Raw genomic sequence first — 16,954 nt, 5'->3', positions numbered from 1 at the left:
TTTGCAGAAATTTAAAATGGCACTTTTTATATGCGTTTAATATCGCATTTATAGGATTTTCACTAAAAATATCTTGAGATAGTTACATCTACTTTTTAAAATACCCCTCACATCTTTTCTAAAAACTGGACGCCTAGATTCTGAATATTATCAAAGTAAATTTAGTAAAAATGAAGAAATTATAAAAAGTGGTGCCTATAAAGAATTATCCAAAATTGTAAATATTAAAAAGTCCATAGAACCCGGAAGTAGTTATTATAAAGAAAGTGGAATCCCATTTATTAGAGTGAGTAATTTATCTAAATTTGGTTTGGGGAATAGTGAAATATTTTTAGATTCTAAAGATTTTAAAAATGGGGAGTTAGACAAGCTATATCCCAAGAAAGACACAATTTTACTTAGCAAGGATGGTAGCGTGGGGATTGCCTATTGTGTAATGCAAGATTTAGAATGTGTAAGTAGTGGGGCGATTTTGCATTTAAGAATAGAAGATTCTAAAATCTTGCCACAATATTTGACGCTTGTATTAAATAGTCTTTTTGTGAAGCTTCAAGCAGAACGAGATTGTGGTGGAAGCATTATAGAGCATTGGAGAGTTGAAGAAATAGAAAAAGTGCTTATCCCAGTCTTGCCATTTAAGATTCAAAAAGATATAGAAGAGCTTATCACAAAGAGCTTTGAGCTAAAAGACAAAGCGACTAAACTACTACAAGATGCTAAAATAAAAGTAGAAAAACAAATAGAACAAAAGACTATTTAATAAGTAAAATTAAGATATTTAGATTCTAAGGAAATCCCATGCAAAAACTCTCTTTAATCTTTTTACTGCTTTGCAGCATAGCCTATGCAAATACAAATATAGATTCTACAAATAAATTGCAAACTAACCCCACCTTGCAAAAGCTTTTGAAGTAAATACAGCATTAAAGGCACACTTATTATAAATATGCAAGGAAAGCTCGTAAGCAATGATATGAGTCGAGCCAAAGTGCGTTATATGCCTGCCTCTACCTTTAAAATCTATAATGCACTTATTGGGCTTGATCTAGGTATCGTGCGTGATAGTGAGGAGATTTTTTATCACTATGATGGAGAGCCTGTAAGTTTGGAATCTTGGAGAAGTGATGCAAGTCTTAAAAGCGGTATGCAAATCTCACAAGTCCCTGCATTTAGAGAGCTAGCAAGAAAAATTAGCAGGGAGAAAATGCATGAGTATTTACATAAGCTCCACTATGGGAATGAAAAAATTGGTAAAAATATTGATTCTTTTTGGCTTGATGATAGTTTGCAAATTAGTGCATTAGAGCAATTAGAGCTTATTACTAGCTTAAGTAATCTCAACCTACCTGTATCTAAAAAGGCACAGCAAGAGGTGATTAAGACAATAAAACTAGAAGACACCAAAGAATATACCCTCTATGGTAAGACTGGACTAAGCAAATGGGATAACTCTGGGGTATCGTGGTTTGTAGGGTTTATAGAGATTAATTTTGACGCAGATGGTAAAGGGCGAGGAGGCACAACAAATTTAAGAGATTCTAATTTGGAAAATTCTCACAAGGCTCGTTATACCTTTGCTTTTAATGCAGATTCTAAAAGCTTAGAAAAATATGCAAAAGCACACAATCTCTCACAAAGGGCACAAATTGAGTTTATAAAAGAGTGTTTGGAAGCTATTGGCTTTGTAGAGTTTGATTATTAGAAAATAGTGTGAAAAATAATTTTACACAGGGGTAAAAGAATCGAAATTCATCTTTTTTACTACAATAAAAGCATGGGCGAATTTAAAGATTTTGAAAGCTATAAAAAGAGTAGTATAGAGGAATTTTTGCCACATTTTTATAATTATATATTTGGTTTTTCTAATAGCTCCTTTCTCTTTTGCCAATCACTCATATAGCAAGTAAGATAGCAATAAAATTCCTTAGAGTGATTGGGATAAATTAGATGTGCTAATTCATGGAAAATTACATATTTTATACATATTTTTGGCTTTTTTATAAGTTCTATATGGAGATTTATATTTTTTGTATTTGGATTACAACTACCCCATTTTGTTTTCATTTTGCGTATTTGTATGTTATTTATTTTTTTGCTTACGCTCTTTATTGGATTATTTTTTATATAAAGTTTTCAATAATAGTGTTACAATTTCAGAAAATTTAAAAGCTATAGGAATATAAATGGGCAAATTTACCTCCTATAATCCCACCATTGGTTGCACTAAGGTTAGTGATGGGTGTAAAAACTGCTATGCAGAATCTATGGCAAAGAGATTGCAAGATTTAGGGAATGAAACCTATAAAGATGGCTTTGCTTTTAAAATGTTGCCAAAGCGTTTAGAAGAGCCATTAAGAAACAAAAAACCCACGCTTTATTTTGTAAATTCTATGAGCGATTTATTTCGTGAAAAAATGGATTATACTTTTTTGGATTCTATTTTACAAGTTATTAAGCAAACTCCACATCATCAATATCAAATCCTAACCAAACGCCCTTTGAGAATGCGACAATATTTTCTAGGTGATAGTGGTGATTTTGGTGGTGTGTTTAATGAGAATCTAAGCGGTGATTTAAAAAAAGATGATGGTAATGCTAAGAGGGTTTTAATAAAAGGTTTAGAGGAGGGTATAAGTAATTATCAAAGTATTCATGCGGGTTCTCATTGTTTTGGCGGTGGCAAGACTCGAGAAATCCCTAAAAATGTGTGGCTAGGCACTACAATAGAATCCTATAAAGTAAAAGAGAGAATTGAGCTAATCCGTGATATTCCTGCTCCTATAAAATGGTTGTGCTGTGAGCCATTGCTTAGTGATTTGGGTGAGCTTGATTTAAGTGGGATTGGTTGGGTGGTGGTAGGCGGAGAGAGTGGGGCTAGGGCTAGGCGTATGCAAAAAGAATGGGTGCTAAATATTAAAAGGCAGTGCGAGGAGCAAAATGTCGCTTTTTTCTTTAAGCAGTGGGGTGCTTATGGAGAAGATGGCGTTAAAAGACGCAAGAAAGAAAATGGCGCAAAGCTTGATGGCAAGATTTATCAAGAATATCCTAAAAATGCACCCGCTTTTATTTTTAACAATTTTGAGCAAAAACAAAACCAAACTCCCAGTTTGTTTGATTAAAAAGTGGATTAAAATCTTAGTGTAATTTAAAGATAGAATTAGAGAGTTGCAAATATCTTCAAAAGCTAGGGAATGCAGCCGCTTTTTATTTTTTGCTTTTTGTTCTTCTATGATTTGTGCATATTTTTTAGGAAACATTTGCTTGGTTTTATATTCTAGTTCATTAAAGTGCTTGTTATATAAAATCTCTCTTTAGATTGCTAGAAGTCTATAAATTATATCAAAAAGTAGCAAAAAACATAATGTTTTAAAATGTTTGTAAAATAAAAATAGTTTTAATAAAAGTTTCTATATGATAATTAATATCATTTTATAATTCTTTAAAAGAGCTTATGATGATAGAATAAAATACAAAGGAGATTTATGAGAACAATGAAGCTTATCTTAGCTTTAAGTTTAGTGGCATTTGCTTTTATTAGTTGTTCTAAAAAGCAACCTGAAACAAGTAAAATAGAAGCAACAAAGATTAATCCACTTGGTAGATCTTATGGTGCATGGAATGATAACGATCCGCTAAAATTAGGGGCAAATCCGACACCTCCTATGAAATTAGAAGAAGGAAATATTTTAAAAGATCCTTATTTAGTAGATGGGAAAAATATCGTCCCGCAAACTCCGCTTAATCCGCCAAAGATTACTCCAAACCCAAATGCAAAAGGTGCGGTAAATGGGCCACAACCACTGCTAGGAAGCGATGGTAGATTAAATACTATGCAAGTGTTTGAAAATCAAGGGCAACTTAGCGAGTATGTAGGTATTATGGGTGCAGGAGGAGAGATATTAACCGTGTGGGCATTAGCTTCTGGGAATTGGATTTGGGGCTATACGCATATTAATAGTAAGCCTTTTGGGAATGCGAGAATCTGGCGCGTGATTGAATATCCCAAAAATTTTGTAATGTTTAAAAATGTCCGCACAGGAAACTGCCTCACAGCTTATAGAAATGGTGTGGTGCATTATCCATGCGATCCTAGCAATCAAAGTCAATTTTGGGAGCTAAAGCCTATGAGTAATCAGGCTATGCAGATTAAAAATCTCGCTAATGGACAATGTTTGCAATCTCCCATTGGCAACCCTTTGGGCGATTTTTTCAAAGTTTTTGAGATTTTTACAACCACTTGCGTAAAGCCCGGTGTTAGTAACTTGGATCAGCAATGGTATTTAGTTGCTCCAACCTTTGCTGCAAAAGCAATTATTATTGATAATTAGGAGGGCGTAAATGAAAAAGATATTTTTAGCTTTTATTTTCTTTTTTGGCTTTGCTTATGCAGGGTTAGAGGATTTTAACACAGGCACTTGGAATCTCCAAGGCTCTTCAGCAGCAACAGAGAGTAAGTGGAATGTAAGCATAAGGCAGTTAATCGCAGGAGATTCTCCGCTTGATGTCTTAATGGTGCAAGAAGCAGGGGTTTTGCCACAAAGTGCGATAATGACAGAACGCGTGGTGCAACCTGTGGGTGTTGGAATCCCAACCCATGAGTATGAGTGGAATCTAGGCACAGCCTCACGCCCTCAATCTGTATGGATTTATTATTCACGCATTGATGTGGGTGCAAATCGCGTGAATCTTGCTATTGTGAGCAGACAAAGGGCCGATGAGGTGTTTGTTATCCCACCACCCACAGTGGCTTCAAGACCGATTTTAGGAATCCGTATCGGAGATAGTGCATTTTTTAATGTCCATGCACTTGCTCGTGGTGGAAATGACGCGGGAGCATTAATCACAGCAGTGGATATGCAAATGAGAAATCAAGCAAATGTAAGAAACTGGATTATAGCAGGAGATTTTAATAGAGAACCTAATATGATCCCACAGCTTTTGGATAGAGAGCTTTTAAATAGGATTACAATTGTAGCACAAAGCAGTGCTACTCAAGCAAGTGGTAGGGTGCTTGATTATGCAATTACTGGAAGCTCAAGAGGCACTTATGTAGCTCCACCCTTGGCGGCAATCTTACTTTTAGTCGGACTTAGGACGCATTTAGCTTCTGATCATTTTCCGGTAAATTTTAGAAGATTTTAAAAGGAGATGCTATGAAAAAACTAAATAAATTATTATTTGCTCTATTTGTAGTAGCTTTAGGTTTTAACCCACTTTTAGCAGATGATCCAGGAGAGCTTAGTGATTTTACAGATATTTTTACAATCCGCTCTCTTGAAACAGGCATTAGCCTAAGTCCTTTTAGAGAGACTTCCCAAAGACTTATTGATCAAAACTGGAAGCTAAGAGAGATAGAACCAAATGATATTATCAAGGAAAGGGATAGAAGACTTGCTAAGAAAGTGCCTTTTGGCTATGTGCAGTTTGTAAATCCTAGCAATGATGATATTTGTCTAGCAATTTTAGATAATGGATTTTTTGGTGGGAAGTCTTGCACACTTGATTTACAAGATGGCACGCTTGAAACTATTTTTTCTATTATGCCTACAAATACAGCAGGAGTTCAAATACGCTCACTCGTGCTTGATGCAAGTGAATGTATTGTAACTTTTTATAATCCAAATGTCCCTATTGAAAATCGCTTTGGAATCCGTCCTTGCACGATAGATGAGACGCTTCCAGCAGATTTAAGCGAGTTAATGTTTTTTGCTCCTGCGCTTATAGAGGCAACACCTCTGCAATAAATTTTAAGATACCCTTATAGGTATCTTAAAAAGCTTCAAGCAATCTTTTTATTTTTGTGTAAAAATATTATGTAAGTATCAAATTGTAGCAAAATACTAATTTATATTTTTGCTATATTAAATATTATTAAAGTTTTAAAATATTTTTTGATACTATTATAAAATATATTTTATAATTTAGGAGGTAATATGAGTAGAAAAATCGTATTTTTTGAAGCAAAAGGTGGTAGTGATAAAGGTGCTGATGGACATAGAAAAGATACTATGCCTATGGTAAATGCACTTAAGGCTAAGGGTTTTGATGCAGAAGTTGTGTTTTTTGATGATGCAATTTTAAGAAATGAAGCTCAAAGAAATAAAATCTATGAATATGTAAAAAATAATGCAGATGGATATGTATCGCGTGTAAATCCGGGTAATTTAAAAGAAGAAAAGCTTTATTTTGATGTTTTAAGAAAGCTTTGTGCTGATGGGCTTGTGGGTATGCCACATCCTGATGCTATGGTGGGCTATGGAGCTAAAGATGCACTTACAAAGTTAGCAGATACCGATTTAGTGCCTAATGATACTTATGCTTATTATGATATAAAAACTTTTAAAGAAACTTTTCCAAAGAGTTTAGCAAAAGGAGAGAGGGTTTTAAAGCAAAATCGCGGTTCTACGGGTGAGGGGATTTGGCGTGTGCGACTAGCAAATGAAGATGCGTATAACAAAAGTGAATCTTTACCATTAAATACTAAGATTATTTGCACAGAAGCTAAAGATAATCATACAGAAACAAGAGAGCTTGGCGAATTTATGGAGTTTTGCGAGCAATATATTGTAGGCGATAATGGAATGCTTGTGGATATGACTTTCTTACCACGTATTAAAGAGGGTGAAATTAGAATCTTAATGCTTTATAAAACTCCTGTGTATGTAGTGCATAAAAAACCTGCAGAGGGAGGAGATGCATTCTCAGCAACTTTATTTAGTGGTGCAAAATATCGCTATGATGAGCCAAAGGAATGGCAAGCACTTATTGATTGGTTTTTGGCACAGCTTCCAGAGATTAGAAGCAAACTTGGAAATTATGATTTGCCACTTATTTGGACAGCGGATTTTATTTTAGATACTGATTCTAAGGGCAATGATAAATATGTTTTGGGTGAGATTAATTGTTCTTGTGTAGGCTTTACAAGTCCAGAAGAGTTTATGGAAAAAATCGCTCTTATGGTGGGAGATAATATTATTTCTATCATCAATGAGAAAAAAGGCGCTTAAAAACTCCGATAATTTAGAGGGGAATATCTCCCCCTTTACCCCTCCTTTTGTAAAAACTAATAAGATTAAAAAACTTTTTAAGATTTAAAACTGCCTTTTTATTAAAATTTATAGATTTAATTAAAATATTTTATAAAGTAAAATTATATATAAAATCTAAAATTAATTTATTATCATAAATAGGTTTAAAATTATTTAACCTTTTCAAAGCACTATAAATAAGCACTTTGAAGCATTTTTATTTTTTAGTTATTTTTAATTTTTATAGGAATAGAATTGCAGTTCAATTTTATATTTTAGGAAAGCATAGTGCAGGTTTTTAAAAAGATTTTTTTGCTTTATTATGAGGGATTTAAGAATATGACTTTGGGGAAAAGTTTGTGGGTAGTAGTTATTCTTAAATTACTTATAATTTTTTGTTTTTTAAAAATTTTCATTTATGGAGAGGATTTTAAGGAACGCTTTAGCACACAAGAGGAAAGAAGTGAGTTTGTGAGTAAAAATCTAGTAAAATTTTAAGGAGAAAAGATGGAGCAAGAATTAGCACAGAGGGTTTTAAGTGTAGATTGGAGCAGGGCGCAGTTTGCTCTTACTGCAATTTATCATTTTTTGTTTGTGCCTTTGACTTTGGGATTGTCATTTATTTTGGCGATTATGGAGAGCATTTATGTAAAAACTAAAAATGAGCAGTGGAAGAAAATCACACAATTTTGGCTAGGAATCTTTGCGGTTAATTTTGCCATTGGTGTTGCCACAGGCATTATTATGGAGTTTGAGTTTGGGACAAATTGGGCAAATTATTCTTGGTTTGTGGGGGATATTTTTGGTGCTCCTTTAGCGATAGAGGGGCTTTTGGCATTCTTTTTAGAGGCTACATTTTTTGCAGTGATGTTTTTTGGTTGGGATAAAGTTTCTCCTAAGTTTCACTTGCTTTCTACTTGGCTTGTAGCACTTGGCTCTAATTTAAGTGCCTTTTGGATTTTAGTGGCTAATGGCTGGATGCAATATCCTATTGGCACAAGCTTTAATATAGATAGTGCAAGAAATGAAATGACAAACTTTTTTGAAGTAGCACTCTCTCCTGTGGCAATTTCTAAGTTTTTGCATACGGTTTCAAGCGGTTATGTGATTTCAGCATTGCTTGTAGTGGGTGTGTCTGCTTGGTTTATTTTAAAAAATAAGGACAAAATAGAAGCTAAAAAATCTTTGGTTGTGGGGGCTAGTTTTGGGCTTATTACTTCTGTATTTTTGTTTATTAGTGGAGATGAGAGTGCTTATCAAGTTACCCAAAAGCAACCTATGAAATTAGCGGCAATGGAGGGGATTTATGAAGGAGAGCATAGAGCGGGGCTTGTAGCATTTGGAATCTTAAATCCAAACAAGCAAATTGGAGATAAGCAAAGCACCTTTTTATTTGATATTACCATTCCCTATGCGCTTTCTATTTTAGGAAATAGAAGTCCAGATAGCTTTGTAGCAGGAATTAATGACTTAGTGTATGGGAATGAAGAAAGGGGCATTATGGGAGTGGAAGAAAAGATTGCTAAAGGTAAAATTGCACTAGAAGCTTATTCTATCTATCAAGAGCATAAGAGGGCAAATACACTAGATTCTCTATCACAAGCACAAAAGCAAGAATTGGTGCAAAAAGTGCAAGAAAATATGGCCTATTTTGGCTATGGATATTTAAAAGAGGCTAAAGAAGCTGTGCCACCTATTGCACTTACTTTTTATACTTTTCATATTATGGTGGCTTTAGGAAGCTTATTTTTTGTGCAATTTATTATCGTGCTTTATTTGGTTATGGCAAACGATATTACAAAATTTAGAAAAATTTTATGGCTTTGTGTGATAACTATTCCTCTAGGCTATATTGCAGCAGAATGTGGTTGGATAGTAGCAGAAGTAGGCAGACAACCATGGGCTATTCAAGACTTAATGCCTGTAAGTGTTGCAGCAACAAACCTTGGCAGTGTGAATATTAAGATTTCCTTTTTTATCTTTTTAGTTTTATTTAGTGCATTGCTTCTTGCAGAGATTGGGATTATTTTAAAACAGATTAAAAAAGGTTTTACACATTAAGGAGAAAGTATGTTTTTTGGGCTGGATTTAGAAGAATTAAGGCTATATTGGTGGGGGATTTTGAGTTTGCTTGGAGGGCTTTTGGTTTTTATGTTCTTTGTGCAAGGAGGACAAGGATTAATTTTCACTTTACCAAAAGATGAGGAAGAAAAAACACTCCTTATTAACTCTTTAGGGAGAAAATGGGAGCTTGGCTTTACGACTTTAGTGATGTTTGGTGGAGCTGCTTTTGCGGCTTTTCCGCTTTTTTATAGTGTGAGCTTTGGGGGAGCTTATTGGGTTTGGCTTTGCATTTTGTTTTGTTATATTTTACAGGCTGTAAGCTATGAATACAGAAAAAAAGAGGGGAATTTTTTAGGCACTAGAACTTATGAAATCTTTTTGTGGATTAATGGAGTATTAGCCCCACTTTTAATAGGCATTGCTTTAAGCACATTTTTTAGTGGTGCGGAATTTATTTTAAAAGAAGGGAATTTTGTAGAATGGAGGGGAGCTGCTAGAGGCTTAGAAGCACTTTTAAATCCTTATAATTATCTTCTTGGACTTGCACTTGTGTTTTTAAGTAGAATCTTAGCACTTGGCTATTTTTTAAACCATATTGATGAAGAGAGTTTGCATGCTAAAATCAAAAAAGGCGCTTTAGTTTATGGAGTGCTATTTTTAGCTTTCTTTTTGGTATTTTTAGGATGGATTTTTAATAAAGAGGGTTTTATCCTGCAAGATGGTTTAGTGCAAATAATGCCAAAAGTGTATTTTTTAAATCTACAAGAATGTCCCTTTTTTGCATTTTTATTTATTTTGGGAGTATTTTTGGTATTAGCTGGTATAATACTTTTAATTAAGCTCCACAAAAAAGCAATTTTTATTTTAGGCTTAGGGAGTGTTTTAGTGGTTTTTGCTTTACTTGGGACTTTAGGTTTTGGAAATAAGGTGTTTTATCCAAGCTTAGTAAATTTAGAAGATTCTTTGCATATTTTAAATGCAAGTTCTAGTTATTATACACTAAGTGTTATGGGATATGTTAGTTTGCTAACTCCTTTTGTTTTGGGCTATATTGCATATGTGTGGAGGGCTATGGATAGAGTAAAACTTACTAAAAACGAGTTAAAAAACAACGATCATATTTATTAGGAGAAAAAATGAGTGAAATTTTATTATTAGCATGGCCTTTAGTGATTTATCTCTCCTATCGTTTTGTGCTTTTAAACATCACACAAATTGAAAAAGATGAAAATACAAAATAGTTATGAGCTTTTAGTATTTTTAAAATCCTTAGGCTATTTAAAAAATCCCCCACACCCTCTTTGGTGGCCAAATGCTGGGAGTTTTGAAGTGGTAGTGGGAGCTATTTTTGTGCAAAATACTAAATGGGAGCAAGCTTTTAAGGTATTAAATAGACTTAGAGATAAGGGGATTTTATCCCTAGAAGCACTCGCAAACATTCCCTATAAAGATTTAGAAGTTTTGATGAGTGATTTAGGGTTTTTTAGGCAAAAGGCACAAAGAAGCATTTTGATTTGTCAAAATATTTTAGAAGATTTTGGGAGTTTTGAAGAGTTTTGTAAAAGTGTAACTAGAGAGTGGCTTTTAGCACAAAAGGGAATTGGCAATGAAAGCTGTGATAGCATTCTTTGTTATGGAGCGTTGCAAGATGAGATGGTAGCAGATAAATATACTTATAAACTTTTAAAAAGCTTGGGATATGAGCTAGAGGGCTATGAAGAGATTAAAGAATGGTTAAAAGAGGGAATTTTGGAAAATTTTAGTAAAGTATGCGAGTTGTATGGCTATGAAATACCTTTAAACACCCTTTATGCAAGGTTTCATGGCAAGATTGTAGAATATTGTAAAACACAAAAATTTTAGGAGAGAAGATGCAAAAATTATGCCCCTTAGATTTATTTTTAGAGATTTGTAAGATCCCTCATTCTAGTAGAGATGCAAAGCTATTAAAAGAATGGATTATACAAAAAGCACATGAATTTGGTGCAGAAGTTAAAGAGGATAAGGCAGGAAATGTGTTATGTTCTAAAGGAAGTCCAAAAATATGCTTACAAGGGCATTATGATATGGTATATGTGGGGGATAATCCCTTTAAAATAGAGCCTTATTTTTTTACAAAAGAGGGTAAGGAATGGCTTGGAGCAAAAGATTCTAGCTTAGGAGCGGATAATGGAGTAGCGGTTGCTTGTATGCTAGTAGCATTAAAAGAATCTAGCCATATAGAATGCCTCTTTAGTGCAGATGAAGAAGTGGGAATGGAGGGTGCTAGAGATTGTGAGCTAGAGATTTTAAGTCCTTTTATTTTAAATTGTGATAGTGAGGATATCAGTGAAATTGTGCTTAGTTGTGCTGGAGGTTATGATTTAATCGCTTCACAAGAATTTTCTAAAAAAGCACTAGAGGGAGAGTGGAATTTTTTTAGAGTGCAAACACAAAATTTTAAAGGCGGACATAGTGGTGTGGATATCCACAAAAATATCCCAAATGCTATTATAGAGCTTGCAAAAATGATCGCTACAAATCATGGTGAGATTATAGAATTTAGCGGTGGAGAGAAGCGAAACTCTATCCCTGTAAATGCGAGTGCTTTGGTGGCTTTTAAGCAAGATTTAAAAGAATTAAAATTTGATGTAAATTCTTTTAAAGTAGAACAAATAAAGAGTATGCCAAAACAAGCTTATGCAATACAATCTTTAATGGAAGTGATTTTAAAAATGCCCTTAGGAGTATTGCAAAGTGAAGAGGGTAATGTAGTGCTTTCAAGCAATCTTGGCAAAGTGAGGCAAGAGGGAGATAAATTTACTTTAGTCTTTATGGATAGGGGCAATAAAGAAGAAGAAATGCGAAAACTTTTAGAAAAGAAGCAAAATGTTCTAGAGCAACTAGGCTTTATAAGTGATGTGCAAGACTTTTATCCTCCATGGGAGCGTGAAGAGGGAGAGTTTGTAACTAAAGTGGCTAAAGTATATAGAGAACACAACGCACAAGCCCATATTAAAAGCATTCATGCAGGATTAGAATGTGGAATCTTAAAGCAAAAATTCCCTCATAAAAGTTTTGTATCCATTGGACCTACTATTTTGTGTCCGCATTCTAAAAGGGAACATTTAGATGTGACAAGTTTTTGGAAATTTTGGGAGATTTTAAAAGGAATCTTAAAAGAGTTTAGCTAAAATAAAGCACTTCATTTTAAGGAAGATTTATGAGGCAGATAAACTTTAAGAAAATACTAGTAAGTCTAGTGCTTAGTAGTATGTTAGGTAGTGCAGTAGTCGCCGCTCCTTCTTTGGTAAATGGTATTGCACTTTTTGTAAATGGTTCACCCATTACTCTTTTAGAGCTTTATTCTACTGCACAAGAAGCAAAAGTTACACAAGATGTTGCGATTGATATTTTAATCAACAAAAAGCTTCATGAAGATGAGATTAAAAAGCGTAATATTGATGTCAATGAGCTAGAAATCAATGAAGAATTAGCAACACTTGCTAAGAAAAACAAAACAACCATAGAGCAAATAAAAGCTTATGTAGAGAGCAATGGGGGAAATTTTGAAGCTTACAAAAAAGAAATTAAAGAAAAGCTTTTAAAGCAGAAACTCTATCAATCTATTACGCAAGAAAATTTAAAAAATCTTGATGAGCGTGAGCTTATGAGCTATTATAATGCAAATGCTGCGGAGTTTTCTATTCCTCAAAGCATTGATGTTGTGAAGTTTTATAGCAAGGATTCTAAGGGTATTGAAGAGGTGATTAAGAGTGGCGGGAAAAGCTTACAAAAAGGCGTGGCACAAGAAAATGAAGTTTTGCAAACTATTGGGTTAAATCCTCAAATTGTTAGAGATTTTACACAAGCTAAAATAGGGGGATTTACTCCTATTTACCCAATTGAAGGGCAGTTTGTTACTTTTAAAGTAGTGGCTAAAAACAATCCTACTTTATTACCTTTTGAAAATGTTAAAAATGTCGTAATGCAAAAGATGATTACCCAAAAAGAAGATTATATCATCTATGAGTATTTTGAAAAATTGCGCTCAAACGCAAAAGTTAATATCGTGCGTCTAAAATAAGGAGAAAAAATGCAAAAGAAAATATTAGCAGGAATTTTAGGAATGGGACTTGTATTTAGTGCTTGTTCTAGTAAAAGTGGAGTAGCACAAAATTATAATTTTGAAGAGATTTTAAGTCAAAAAGAGCAATGGAGTATCACAAAATACACTAAAAATGGTGTGGATAATATCCTCTCAATCAAAGAGGGAGAGAAAAAGTTTTTCTTAGGCTTTAAAGAGGGAAAAATGTTTGGTTATGCAGGGTGTAATAACTTCTTTGGTGGATATAGCATAGAGGGAAATACCCTAAGCATAGGCAATGGTGGTATGACAAGAATGATGTGTGATCCTGATTCTATGGAGATTGAAGCGGATATTAGCTCTGCACTTTTTAATCAAAAAAGCAAACTTGTTAAAAATGAAGATGGAAGTTTAGATATTATCAGCAAAGATGTGAAGTTAAATATCAAATAAATCTTCATTGCTTTTGTGGTTTTGTAAGATTGCATCAAAATGCAAAATCTTACAACTATTCTCTAGCACCGCAATTAGCTTAGAAAGCATTTCTAAATCGCGGTGATAGACATACACTCCATATCCTTTGATTACCATAATCTTTTTATCATTTTCTTTAAAAAATCGGTTAATCTCTACATCCGCTCTTTCATACCAAGTATCATAATCTTTTGGATTATATACTTCGATATTGCCCAAAAGCTCATAGCCAAAATAATCTTTAGGTATGATTTGATTGTGTGAGAGTGTATAAGCGATAGTAAATGGAGGCATACCATAGGCGATATATTTAGCATTTGGGATATTTTGATAAAGCAAAGAGTGGATAAAAGCATCAATGCTTGCATCATTCCAGCGATAATCTTGCTTGTGATAGAGAGTGATAAAAGAATCTTCGTTTAAATCATCAAAGATAGCATCTTTTTTGTTGATTAAAAAGTGTCCCTCTTCAAGCTTTGTAGAAATAGAACCATGAAAGATTCCAAAAAAATTTTTGCGAAACATTGAAAGAGAGATATTTTTTAGATTGCGAATAATTTGTGTATCTAGTTTTTCCATAAAGGTAATTGTATCAAAAATGTGTTTTTTAGGCAAATTTTAGGGAGATATAGATAAAGAAACATTGGAGAATTTATTAAAATTTATGTAAATTTTGTAAGTTTTTTATAAATAAAAATAAATGACTTTGCTATAATGGCAATTTTTAACAAACTAGAGAAATATTAAGTAAGTGAGAAATATGGCTATTTTAAATAGAAGTGATATTGCAATTGATCTTGGAACTGTGAATACAATTTTAAGAAATGATATAGATAATGTGGTTTTTAATGAGGCGACTTGTATTGCACTAGATTGTAGGTTTGGAGCAAAAAGAATTGTGGCTGTGGGCAATCAAGCTAAAAAAATGCTAGGTAGAGCCCCTAAGGATTATTTGGTGATTAATCCTTTGTTAAATGGTGCAATTAGTGATTTTGAAACAACTAAAATCTTTATGAAAAATTTAATAGAAAGAAGCAAAGTAGGCACGCTCTCCCCGCGTGTTGGGATTAGTATCCCACAAAATCTCACACAAGTAGAAAGGTATTCTTTATATGAGGCGACAATTTCAGCAGGTGCTAAAGAAGTTTTGCTTATAGAAGATCCTTTTAGTGCGAGTGTAGGAGCTGGAGTGGATATTAGCACGCCAAGGGCTACAATGGTAATTGATGCGGGTGGAGGCGTGATTGAAGTGAGTATTATTTCTTTAGGAGGACTTGTTACAAGCTCGTATTCTAAAGAGGGTGGAGACCATTTAAATAATATTTTGGTAGAGCATTTTAGACATAATAAAAATATTGCTATTAGCAAAGAAATCGCAGAAGATATCAAGCATAAAATCAAGCTTTTAGAAGATAATCTGCCTATTAATATCAGTGCTAAAGATCTAGTAAGCGGGTTGCCTTCACTCTTTGAAGTGGATATGCAAGAGCTTAGGAATCTACTTTTAAAAGAGATTTTAAAAATCAAGCAAATTGTGCTAGAGGCTATCCATAACACGCCTCCACAAATTGCACCCGATATTATTGATGATGGAGCGATTCTAACAGGTGGTATGGCTTTGATGAGTGGGTTTAAAGAGATTTTAGAAGAAGAATTAAAGATGAAAATCAGACTTTCTCCCGATCCGATTTTGGATATTTCAAAAGGGGCGGCTTTGATTATGCAAAGCTATGAACGCTATGCACAAAAACTCTAAAGAGATTCTAAATACCGACAAAATTACGGCTTTTTTAAGTAAAGCCCCCTTAAATATTGCATTGCATGTGGGTGATGATGTAAAAAATGTGCTAGAAAATCGCAAGAAGATTTTACAAGAATGGGGTGTAGAGCTAGAAAACCTAGCTTGGCTTAATCAAGTGCATGGCAACGAGATTAAAACTGCTACAAAAGGTGGATTTTTGGGCGATGGCGATGGGATAGTGCTTCAAAGTAGCGGGGTTATGGGTATGGTGATGGTAGCAGATTGTAATCCTATTTTGCTTCACTCTTCTAATTCCCTTGTGCTTCTTCATGGAGGTAGGGTTTCTTTGCAAAAGGGGATTATTTATAAGGCAGTGGAGATTTTAAGACAAGATTGTGGAGAGAAGGATATTTCGTGTTATGTGGGACCTTCTATTAGAGGATGTTGCTATGAAGTGGGAGAAGAAGTGGTGGATAGAGAGCTAGAGGCAGGTAGAATACAAAAAGAAGGAAGAGTGCATTTAGACTTAATAGCAGTGATTAGGGTACAGCTTCAAAAATGTGGAGTGGATAAAATTGCAGTAAGCGAGGTTTGCACGCATTGCAAGGGAGAGGAATATTTTTCTTATCGTTTGGATAAAAAATGTGGAAGATTTGGGCTTTTTGCTATGTTGAAGTGAGATTTTACTTATAAAGGATAGATTGAGTTATTTAAATTTGTTGTAAAGAAGTTATGGCATATAAGCAAAGTGAAGTATAAATCTAAAAAATACAAATCTTTTTTATTTTATAATATAAAGCTATAAATAACTATTTTTTATTTTATTAAACTTTAAATTTTAAAAATGTAGAATTAAAGCAAGTTAATTTTATTTAATAATTAATACATTTTAGGGAATCTATGCAGACTTTAACTAATCTATTTATTACTCCACTCTTAGTGCGGGGGGGGGGGGCATTCTAGCTCTTTATTAACCCCTTCTTATACTCTTTATCCATACTTACATAATACATATACAAATCTTGCAAATAAATTCTTATTTAAATTTAAAACAAACACTATAAATAATTCTAAACTATCCACCTTGTCATTGCAAAAAGCAAAGCGACAAAACAATCTAGAAAGATTAATCAAAAACTTTAAATCATTTCTTTTTCTTGCAAAGCTTAAGTTTTTATTGTCTTTATTGCAAAAGAATTCTCGTGGCGGTTGGGACAAAACTGCTTGCAGTTTTAGGGATCCCACTTCCCGCCTAAGAGAATTACTTTTGAATAAAGACATAGCAATATTTTCTAAGAGTTCCTTTAGACTGCCACAAGCTAAATCTCTCGCAGTGACAAATAAAACTTCTAAAGAATCTACTAGAGGATTCTTTTCCCCATTTATGAATCCTCTATTAGATTCTTTATATTTTAATCCAAACACAAAGAATCTAATGAATTGTCAAATATAAAAAGGAGAAATTATGGTAAAAATAAATAAAGCAAATTTCAAAAGGACATTAAGCATTAGCATAGTAGCTTCTATACTCTTATCTAATCAATTAGTATTAGCTAATCCTAATACTAATATCCCTAAAGG

General features: G+C 33.6%; 19 protein-coding genes. 16 read left to right on the top strand and 3 right to left on the bottom strand.

Annotated elements, in window-relative coordinates:
- Positions 1 to 286: 286 nt before the first annotated feature.
- Positions 287 to 760 carry a restriction endonuclease subunit S gene (locus EBF09_RS08235; protein WP_121764632.1) on the top strand — a complete coding sequence of 158 codons (474 nt, stop codon included), beginning with the start codon at positions 287 to 289 and terminating at the stop codon, positions 758 to 760.
- Between the two features lie 213 nt (positions 761 to 973).
- On the top strand, positions 974 to 1,702 hold the full coding sequence (locus tag EBF09_RS08230) for a class D beta-lactamase (RefSeq protein ID WP_198672575.1): 729 nt from the start codon (positions 974 to 976) through the stop codon (positions 1,700 to 1,702).
- A 143-nt stretch (positions 1,703 to 1,845) separates the two neighbouring features.
- Here the strand turns inward: EBF09_RS08230 and EBF09_RS08225 are convergent, their stop codons facing one another.
- The gene (locus EBF09_RS08225; RefSeq protein WP_269801083.1) at positions 1,846 to 2,088 is read right to left on the bottom strand and encodes a M48 metallopeptidase family protein; all 243 of its coding nucleotides are present in this window, start codon (positions 2,086 to 2,088) and stop codon (positions 1,846 to 1,848) included.
- Between the two features lie 95 nt (positions 2,089 to 2,183).
- On the opposite strand from EBF09_RS08225, the gene EBF09_RS08220 reads away from it, so the two are divergent.
- The 12 genes from EBF09_RS08220 (at position 2,184) to EBF09_RS08165 (ending at position 13,611) form a co-directional block, all read left to right on the top strand.
- Complete coding sequence (locus EBF09_RS08220) at positions 2,184 to 3,119, top strand: phage Gp37/Gp68 family protein (RefSeq protein WP_121764629.1); 936 nt, start codon at positions 2,184 to 2,186, stop codon at positions 3,117 to 3,119.
- A 363-nt stretch (positions 3,120 to 3,482) separates the two neighbouring features.
- Positions 3,483 to 4,328 carry an RICIN domain-containing protein gene (locus EBF09_RS08215; RefSeq protein ID WP_121764628.1) on the top strand — a complete coding sequence of 282 codons (846 nt, stop codon included), beginning with the start codon at positions 3,483 to 3,485 and terminating at the stop codon, positions 4,326 to 4,328.
- A gap of 10 nt (positions 4,329 to 4,338) precedes the next feature.
- Positions 4,339 to 5,142: a cytolethal distending toxin subunit B family protein gene (locus tag EBF09_RS08210; RefSeq protein ID WP_121764627.1), complete on the top strand. Its 804-nt coding sequence runs from the start codon at positions 4,339 to 4,341 to the stop codon at positions 5,140 to 5,142.
- An 11-nt stretch (positions 5,143 to 5,153) separates the two neighbouring features.
- Positions 5,154 to 5,744, top strand: coding sequence for an RICIN domain-containing protein (locus tag EBF09_RS08205; protein ID WP_121764626.1), 591 nt, complete (start codon positions 5,154 to 5,156; stop codon positions 5,742 to 5,744).
- Positions 5,745 to 5,933: 189 nt separating this feature from the next.
- On the top strand, positions 5,934 to 7,007 hold the full coding sequence (locus tag EBF09_RS08200) for a Cj0069 family protein (RefSeq protein ID WP_121764625.1): 1,074 nt from the start codon (positions 5,934 to 5,936) through the stop codon (positions 7,005 to 7,007).
- Positions 7,008 to 7,316: 309 nt separating this feature from the next.
- Complete coding sequence (locus EBF09_RS08195; RefSeq protein WP_121764624.1) at positions 7,317 to 7,526, top strand: DUF4492 domain-containing protein; 210 nt, start codon at positions 7,317 to 7,319, stop codon at positions 7,524 to 7,526.
- 9 nt (positions 7,527 to 7,535) lie between these two features.
- Positions 7,536 to 9,089: a cytochrome ubiquinol oxidase subunit I gene (locus EBF09_RS08190; protein WP_121764623.1), complete on the top strand. Its 1,554-nt coding sequence runs from the start codon at positions 7,536 to 7,538 to the stop codon at positions 9,087 to 9,089.
- Positions 9,090 to 9,098: 9 nt separating this feature from the next.
- Positions 9,099 to 10,220, top strand: coding sequence for a cytochrome d ubiquinol oxidase subunit II (locus EBF09_RS08185; RefSeq protein WP_121764622.1), 1,122 nt, complete (start codon positions 9,099 to 9,101; stop codon positions 10,218 to 10,220).
- 96 nt (positions 10,221 to 10,316) lie between these two features.
- Positions 10,317 to 10,955, top strand: a complete 639-nt coding sequence (locus EBF09_RS08180; protein WP_121764621.1) for a 3-methyladenine DNA glycosylase — start codon at positions 10,317 to 10,319, stop codon at positions 10,953 to 10,955.
- 8 nt (positions 10,956 to 10,963) lie between these two features.
- Positions 10,964 to 12,265: a M20/M25/M40 family metallo-hydrolase gene (locus tag EBF09_RS08175; protein WP_121764620.1), complete on the top strand. Its 1,302-nt coding sequence runs from the start codon at positions 10,964 to 10,966 to the stop codon at positions 12,263 to 12,265.
- 29 nt (positions 12,266 to 12,294) lie between these two features.
- On the top strand, positions 12,295 to 13,158 hold the full coding sequence (locus EBF09_RS08170) for a peptidylprolyl isomerase (RefSeq protein ID WP_121764619.1): 864 nt from the start codon (positions 12,295 to 12,297) through the stop codon (positions 13,156 to 13,158).
- 9 nt (positions 13,159 to 13,167) lie between these two features.
- Positions 13,168 to 13,611, top strand: a complete 444-nt coding sequence (locus EBF09_RS08165) for an META domain-containing protein (protein WP_121764618.1) — start codon at positions 13,168 to 13,170, stop codon at positions 13,609 to 13,611.
- Here EBF09_RS08165 and EBF09_RS08160 read toward each other — a convergent pair.
- Complete coding sequence (locus EBF09_RS08160) at positions 13,597 to 14,211, bottom strand: class II aldolase and adducin N-terminal domain-containing protein (protein WP_121764617.1); 615 nt, start codon at positions 14,209 to 14,211, stop codon at positions 13,597 to 13,599. The two genes, EBF09_RS08165 and EBF09_RS08160, sit on opposite strands and share 15 nt — an antisense overlap.
- Before the next feature lie 181 nt (positions 14,212 to 14,392).
- On the opposite strand from EBF09_RS08160, the gene EBF09_RS08155 reads away from it, so the two are divergent.
- Together EBF09_RS08155 and EBF09_RS08150 are read left to right on the top strand one after the other, a co-directional pair.
- The gene (locus EBF09_RS08155; RefSeq protein ID WP_121764616.1) at positions 14,393 to 15,388 is read left to right on the top strand and encodes a rod shape-determining protein; all 996 of its coding nucleotides are present in this window, start codon (positions 14,393 to 14,395) and stop codon (positions 15,386 to 15,388) included.
- A complete protein-coding gene (locus EBF09_RS08150) occupies positions 15,363 to 16,052 on the top strand; it encodes a polyphenol oxidase family protein (RefSeq protein ID WP_121764615.1) in 690 nt (229 codons plus the stop codon). The genes EBF09_RS08155 and EBF09_RS08150 overlap by 26 nt, the downstream gene beginning before the upstream one ends.
- Before the next feature lie 311 nt (positions 16,053 to 16,363).
- Here the strand turns inward: EBF09_RS08150 and EBF09_RS08145 are convergent, their stop codons facing one another.
- Positions 16,364 to 16,798 (bottom strand): hypothetical protein, encoded by a 435-nt coding sequence (locus EBF09_RS08145; protein WP_121764614.1) that lies wholly within the window; start codon positions 16,796 to 16,798, stop codon positions 16,364 to 16,366.
- Positions 16,799 to 16,954 lie beyond the last annotated feature (156 nt).

This window comes from Helicobacter burdigaliensis (genome assembly GCF_003670295.1).
Lineage (GTDB): Bacteria > Campylobacterota > Campylobacteria > Campylobacterales > Helicobacteraceae > Helicobacter_D > Helicobacter_D burdigaliensis.
The sequence above is the reverse complement of the archived record's forward strand: the minus strand, read 5'-3'. Positions and strand labels throughout refer to the sequence as shown.

Coding starts and splice junctions, on each gene's coding strand:
- EBF09_RS08230 (WP_198672575.1), top strand. CDS start 974: ATGAGTCGAGCCAAAGTGCGTTATATGCCTGCCTCTACCTTTAAAATC.
- EBF09_RS08220 (WP_121764629.1), top strand. CDS start 2,184: ATGGGCAAATTTACCTCCTATAATCCCACCATTGGTTGCACTAAGGTT.
- EBF09_RS08215 (WP_121764628.1), top strand. CDS start 3,483: ATGAGAACAATGAAGCTTATCTTAGCTTTAAGTTTAGTGGCATTTGCT.
- EBF09_RS08210 (WP_121764627.1), top strand. CDS start 4,339: ATGAAAAAGATATTTTTAGCTTTTATTTTCTTTTTTGGCTTTGCTTAT.
- EBF09_RS08205 (WP_121764626.1), top strand. CDS start 5,154: ATGAAAAAACTAAATAAATTATTATTTGCTCTATTTGTAGTAGCTTTA.
- EBF09_RS08200 (WP_121764625.1), top strand. CDS start 5,934: ATGAGTAGAAAAATCGTATTTTTTGAAGCAAAAGGTGGTAGTGATAAA.
- EBF09_RS08190 (WP_121764623.1), top strand. CDS start 7,536: ATGGAGCAAGAATTAGCACAGAGGGTTTTAAGTGTAGATTGGAGCAGG.
- EBF09_RS08185 (WP_121764622.1), top strand. CDS start 9,099: ATGTTTTTTGGGCTGGATTTAGAAGAATTAAGGCTATATTGGTGGGGG.
- EBF09_RS08180 (WP_121764621.1), top strand. CDS start 10,317: ATGAAAATACAAAATAGTTATGAGCTTTTAGTATTTTTAAAATCCTTA.
- EBF09_RS08175 (WP_121764620.1), top strand. CDS start 10,964: ATGCAAAAATTATGCCCCTTAGATTTATTTTTAGAGATTTGTAAGATC.
- EBF09_RS08170 (WP_121764619.1), top strand. CDS start 12,295: ATGAGGCAGATAAACTTTAAGAAAATACTAGTAAGTCTAGTGCTTAGT.
- EBF09_RS08165 (WP_121764618.1), top strand. CDS start 13,168: ATGCAAAAGAAAATATTAGCAGGAATTTTAGGAATGGGACTTGTATTT.
- EBF09_RS08160 (WP_121764617.1), bottom strand. CDS start 14,211: ATGGAAAAACTAGATACACAAATTATTCGCAATCTAAAAAATATCTCT.
- EBF09_RS08155 (WP_121764616.1), top strand. CDS start 14,393: ATGGCTATTTTAAATAGAAGTGATATTGCAATTGATCTTGGAACTGTG.
- EBF09_RS08150 (WP_121764615.1), top strand. CDS start 15,363: ATGAACGCTATGCACAAAAACTCTAAAGAGATTCTAAATACCGACAAA.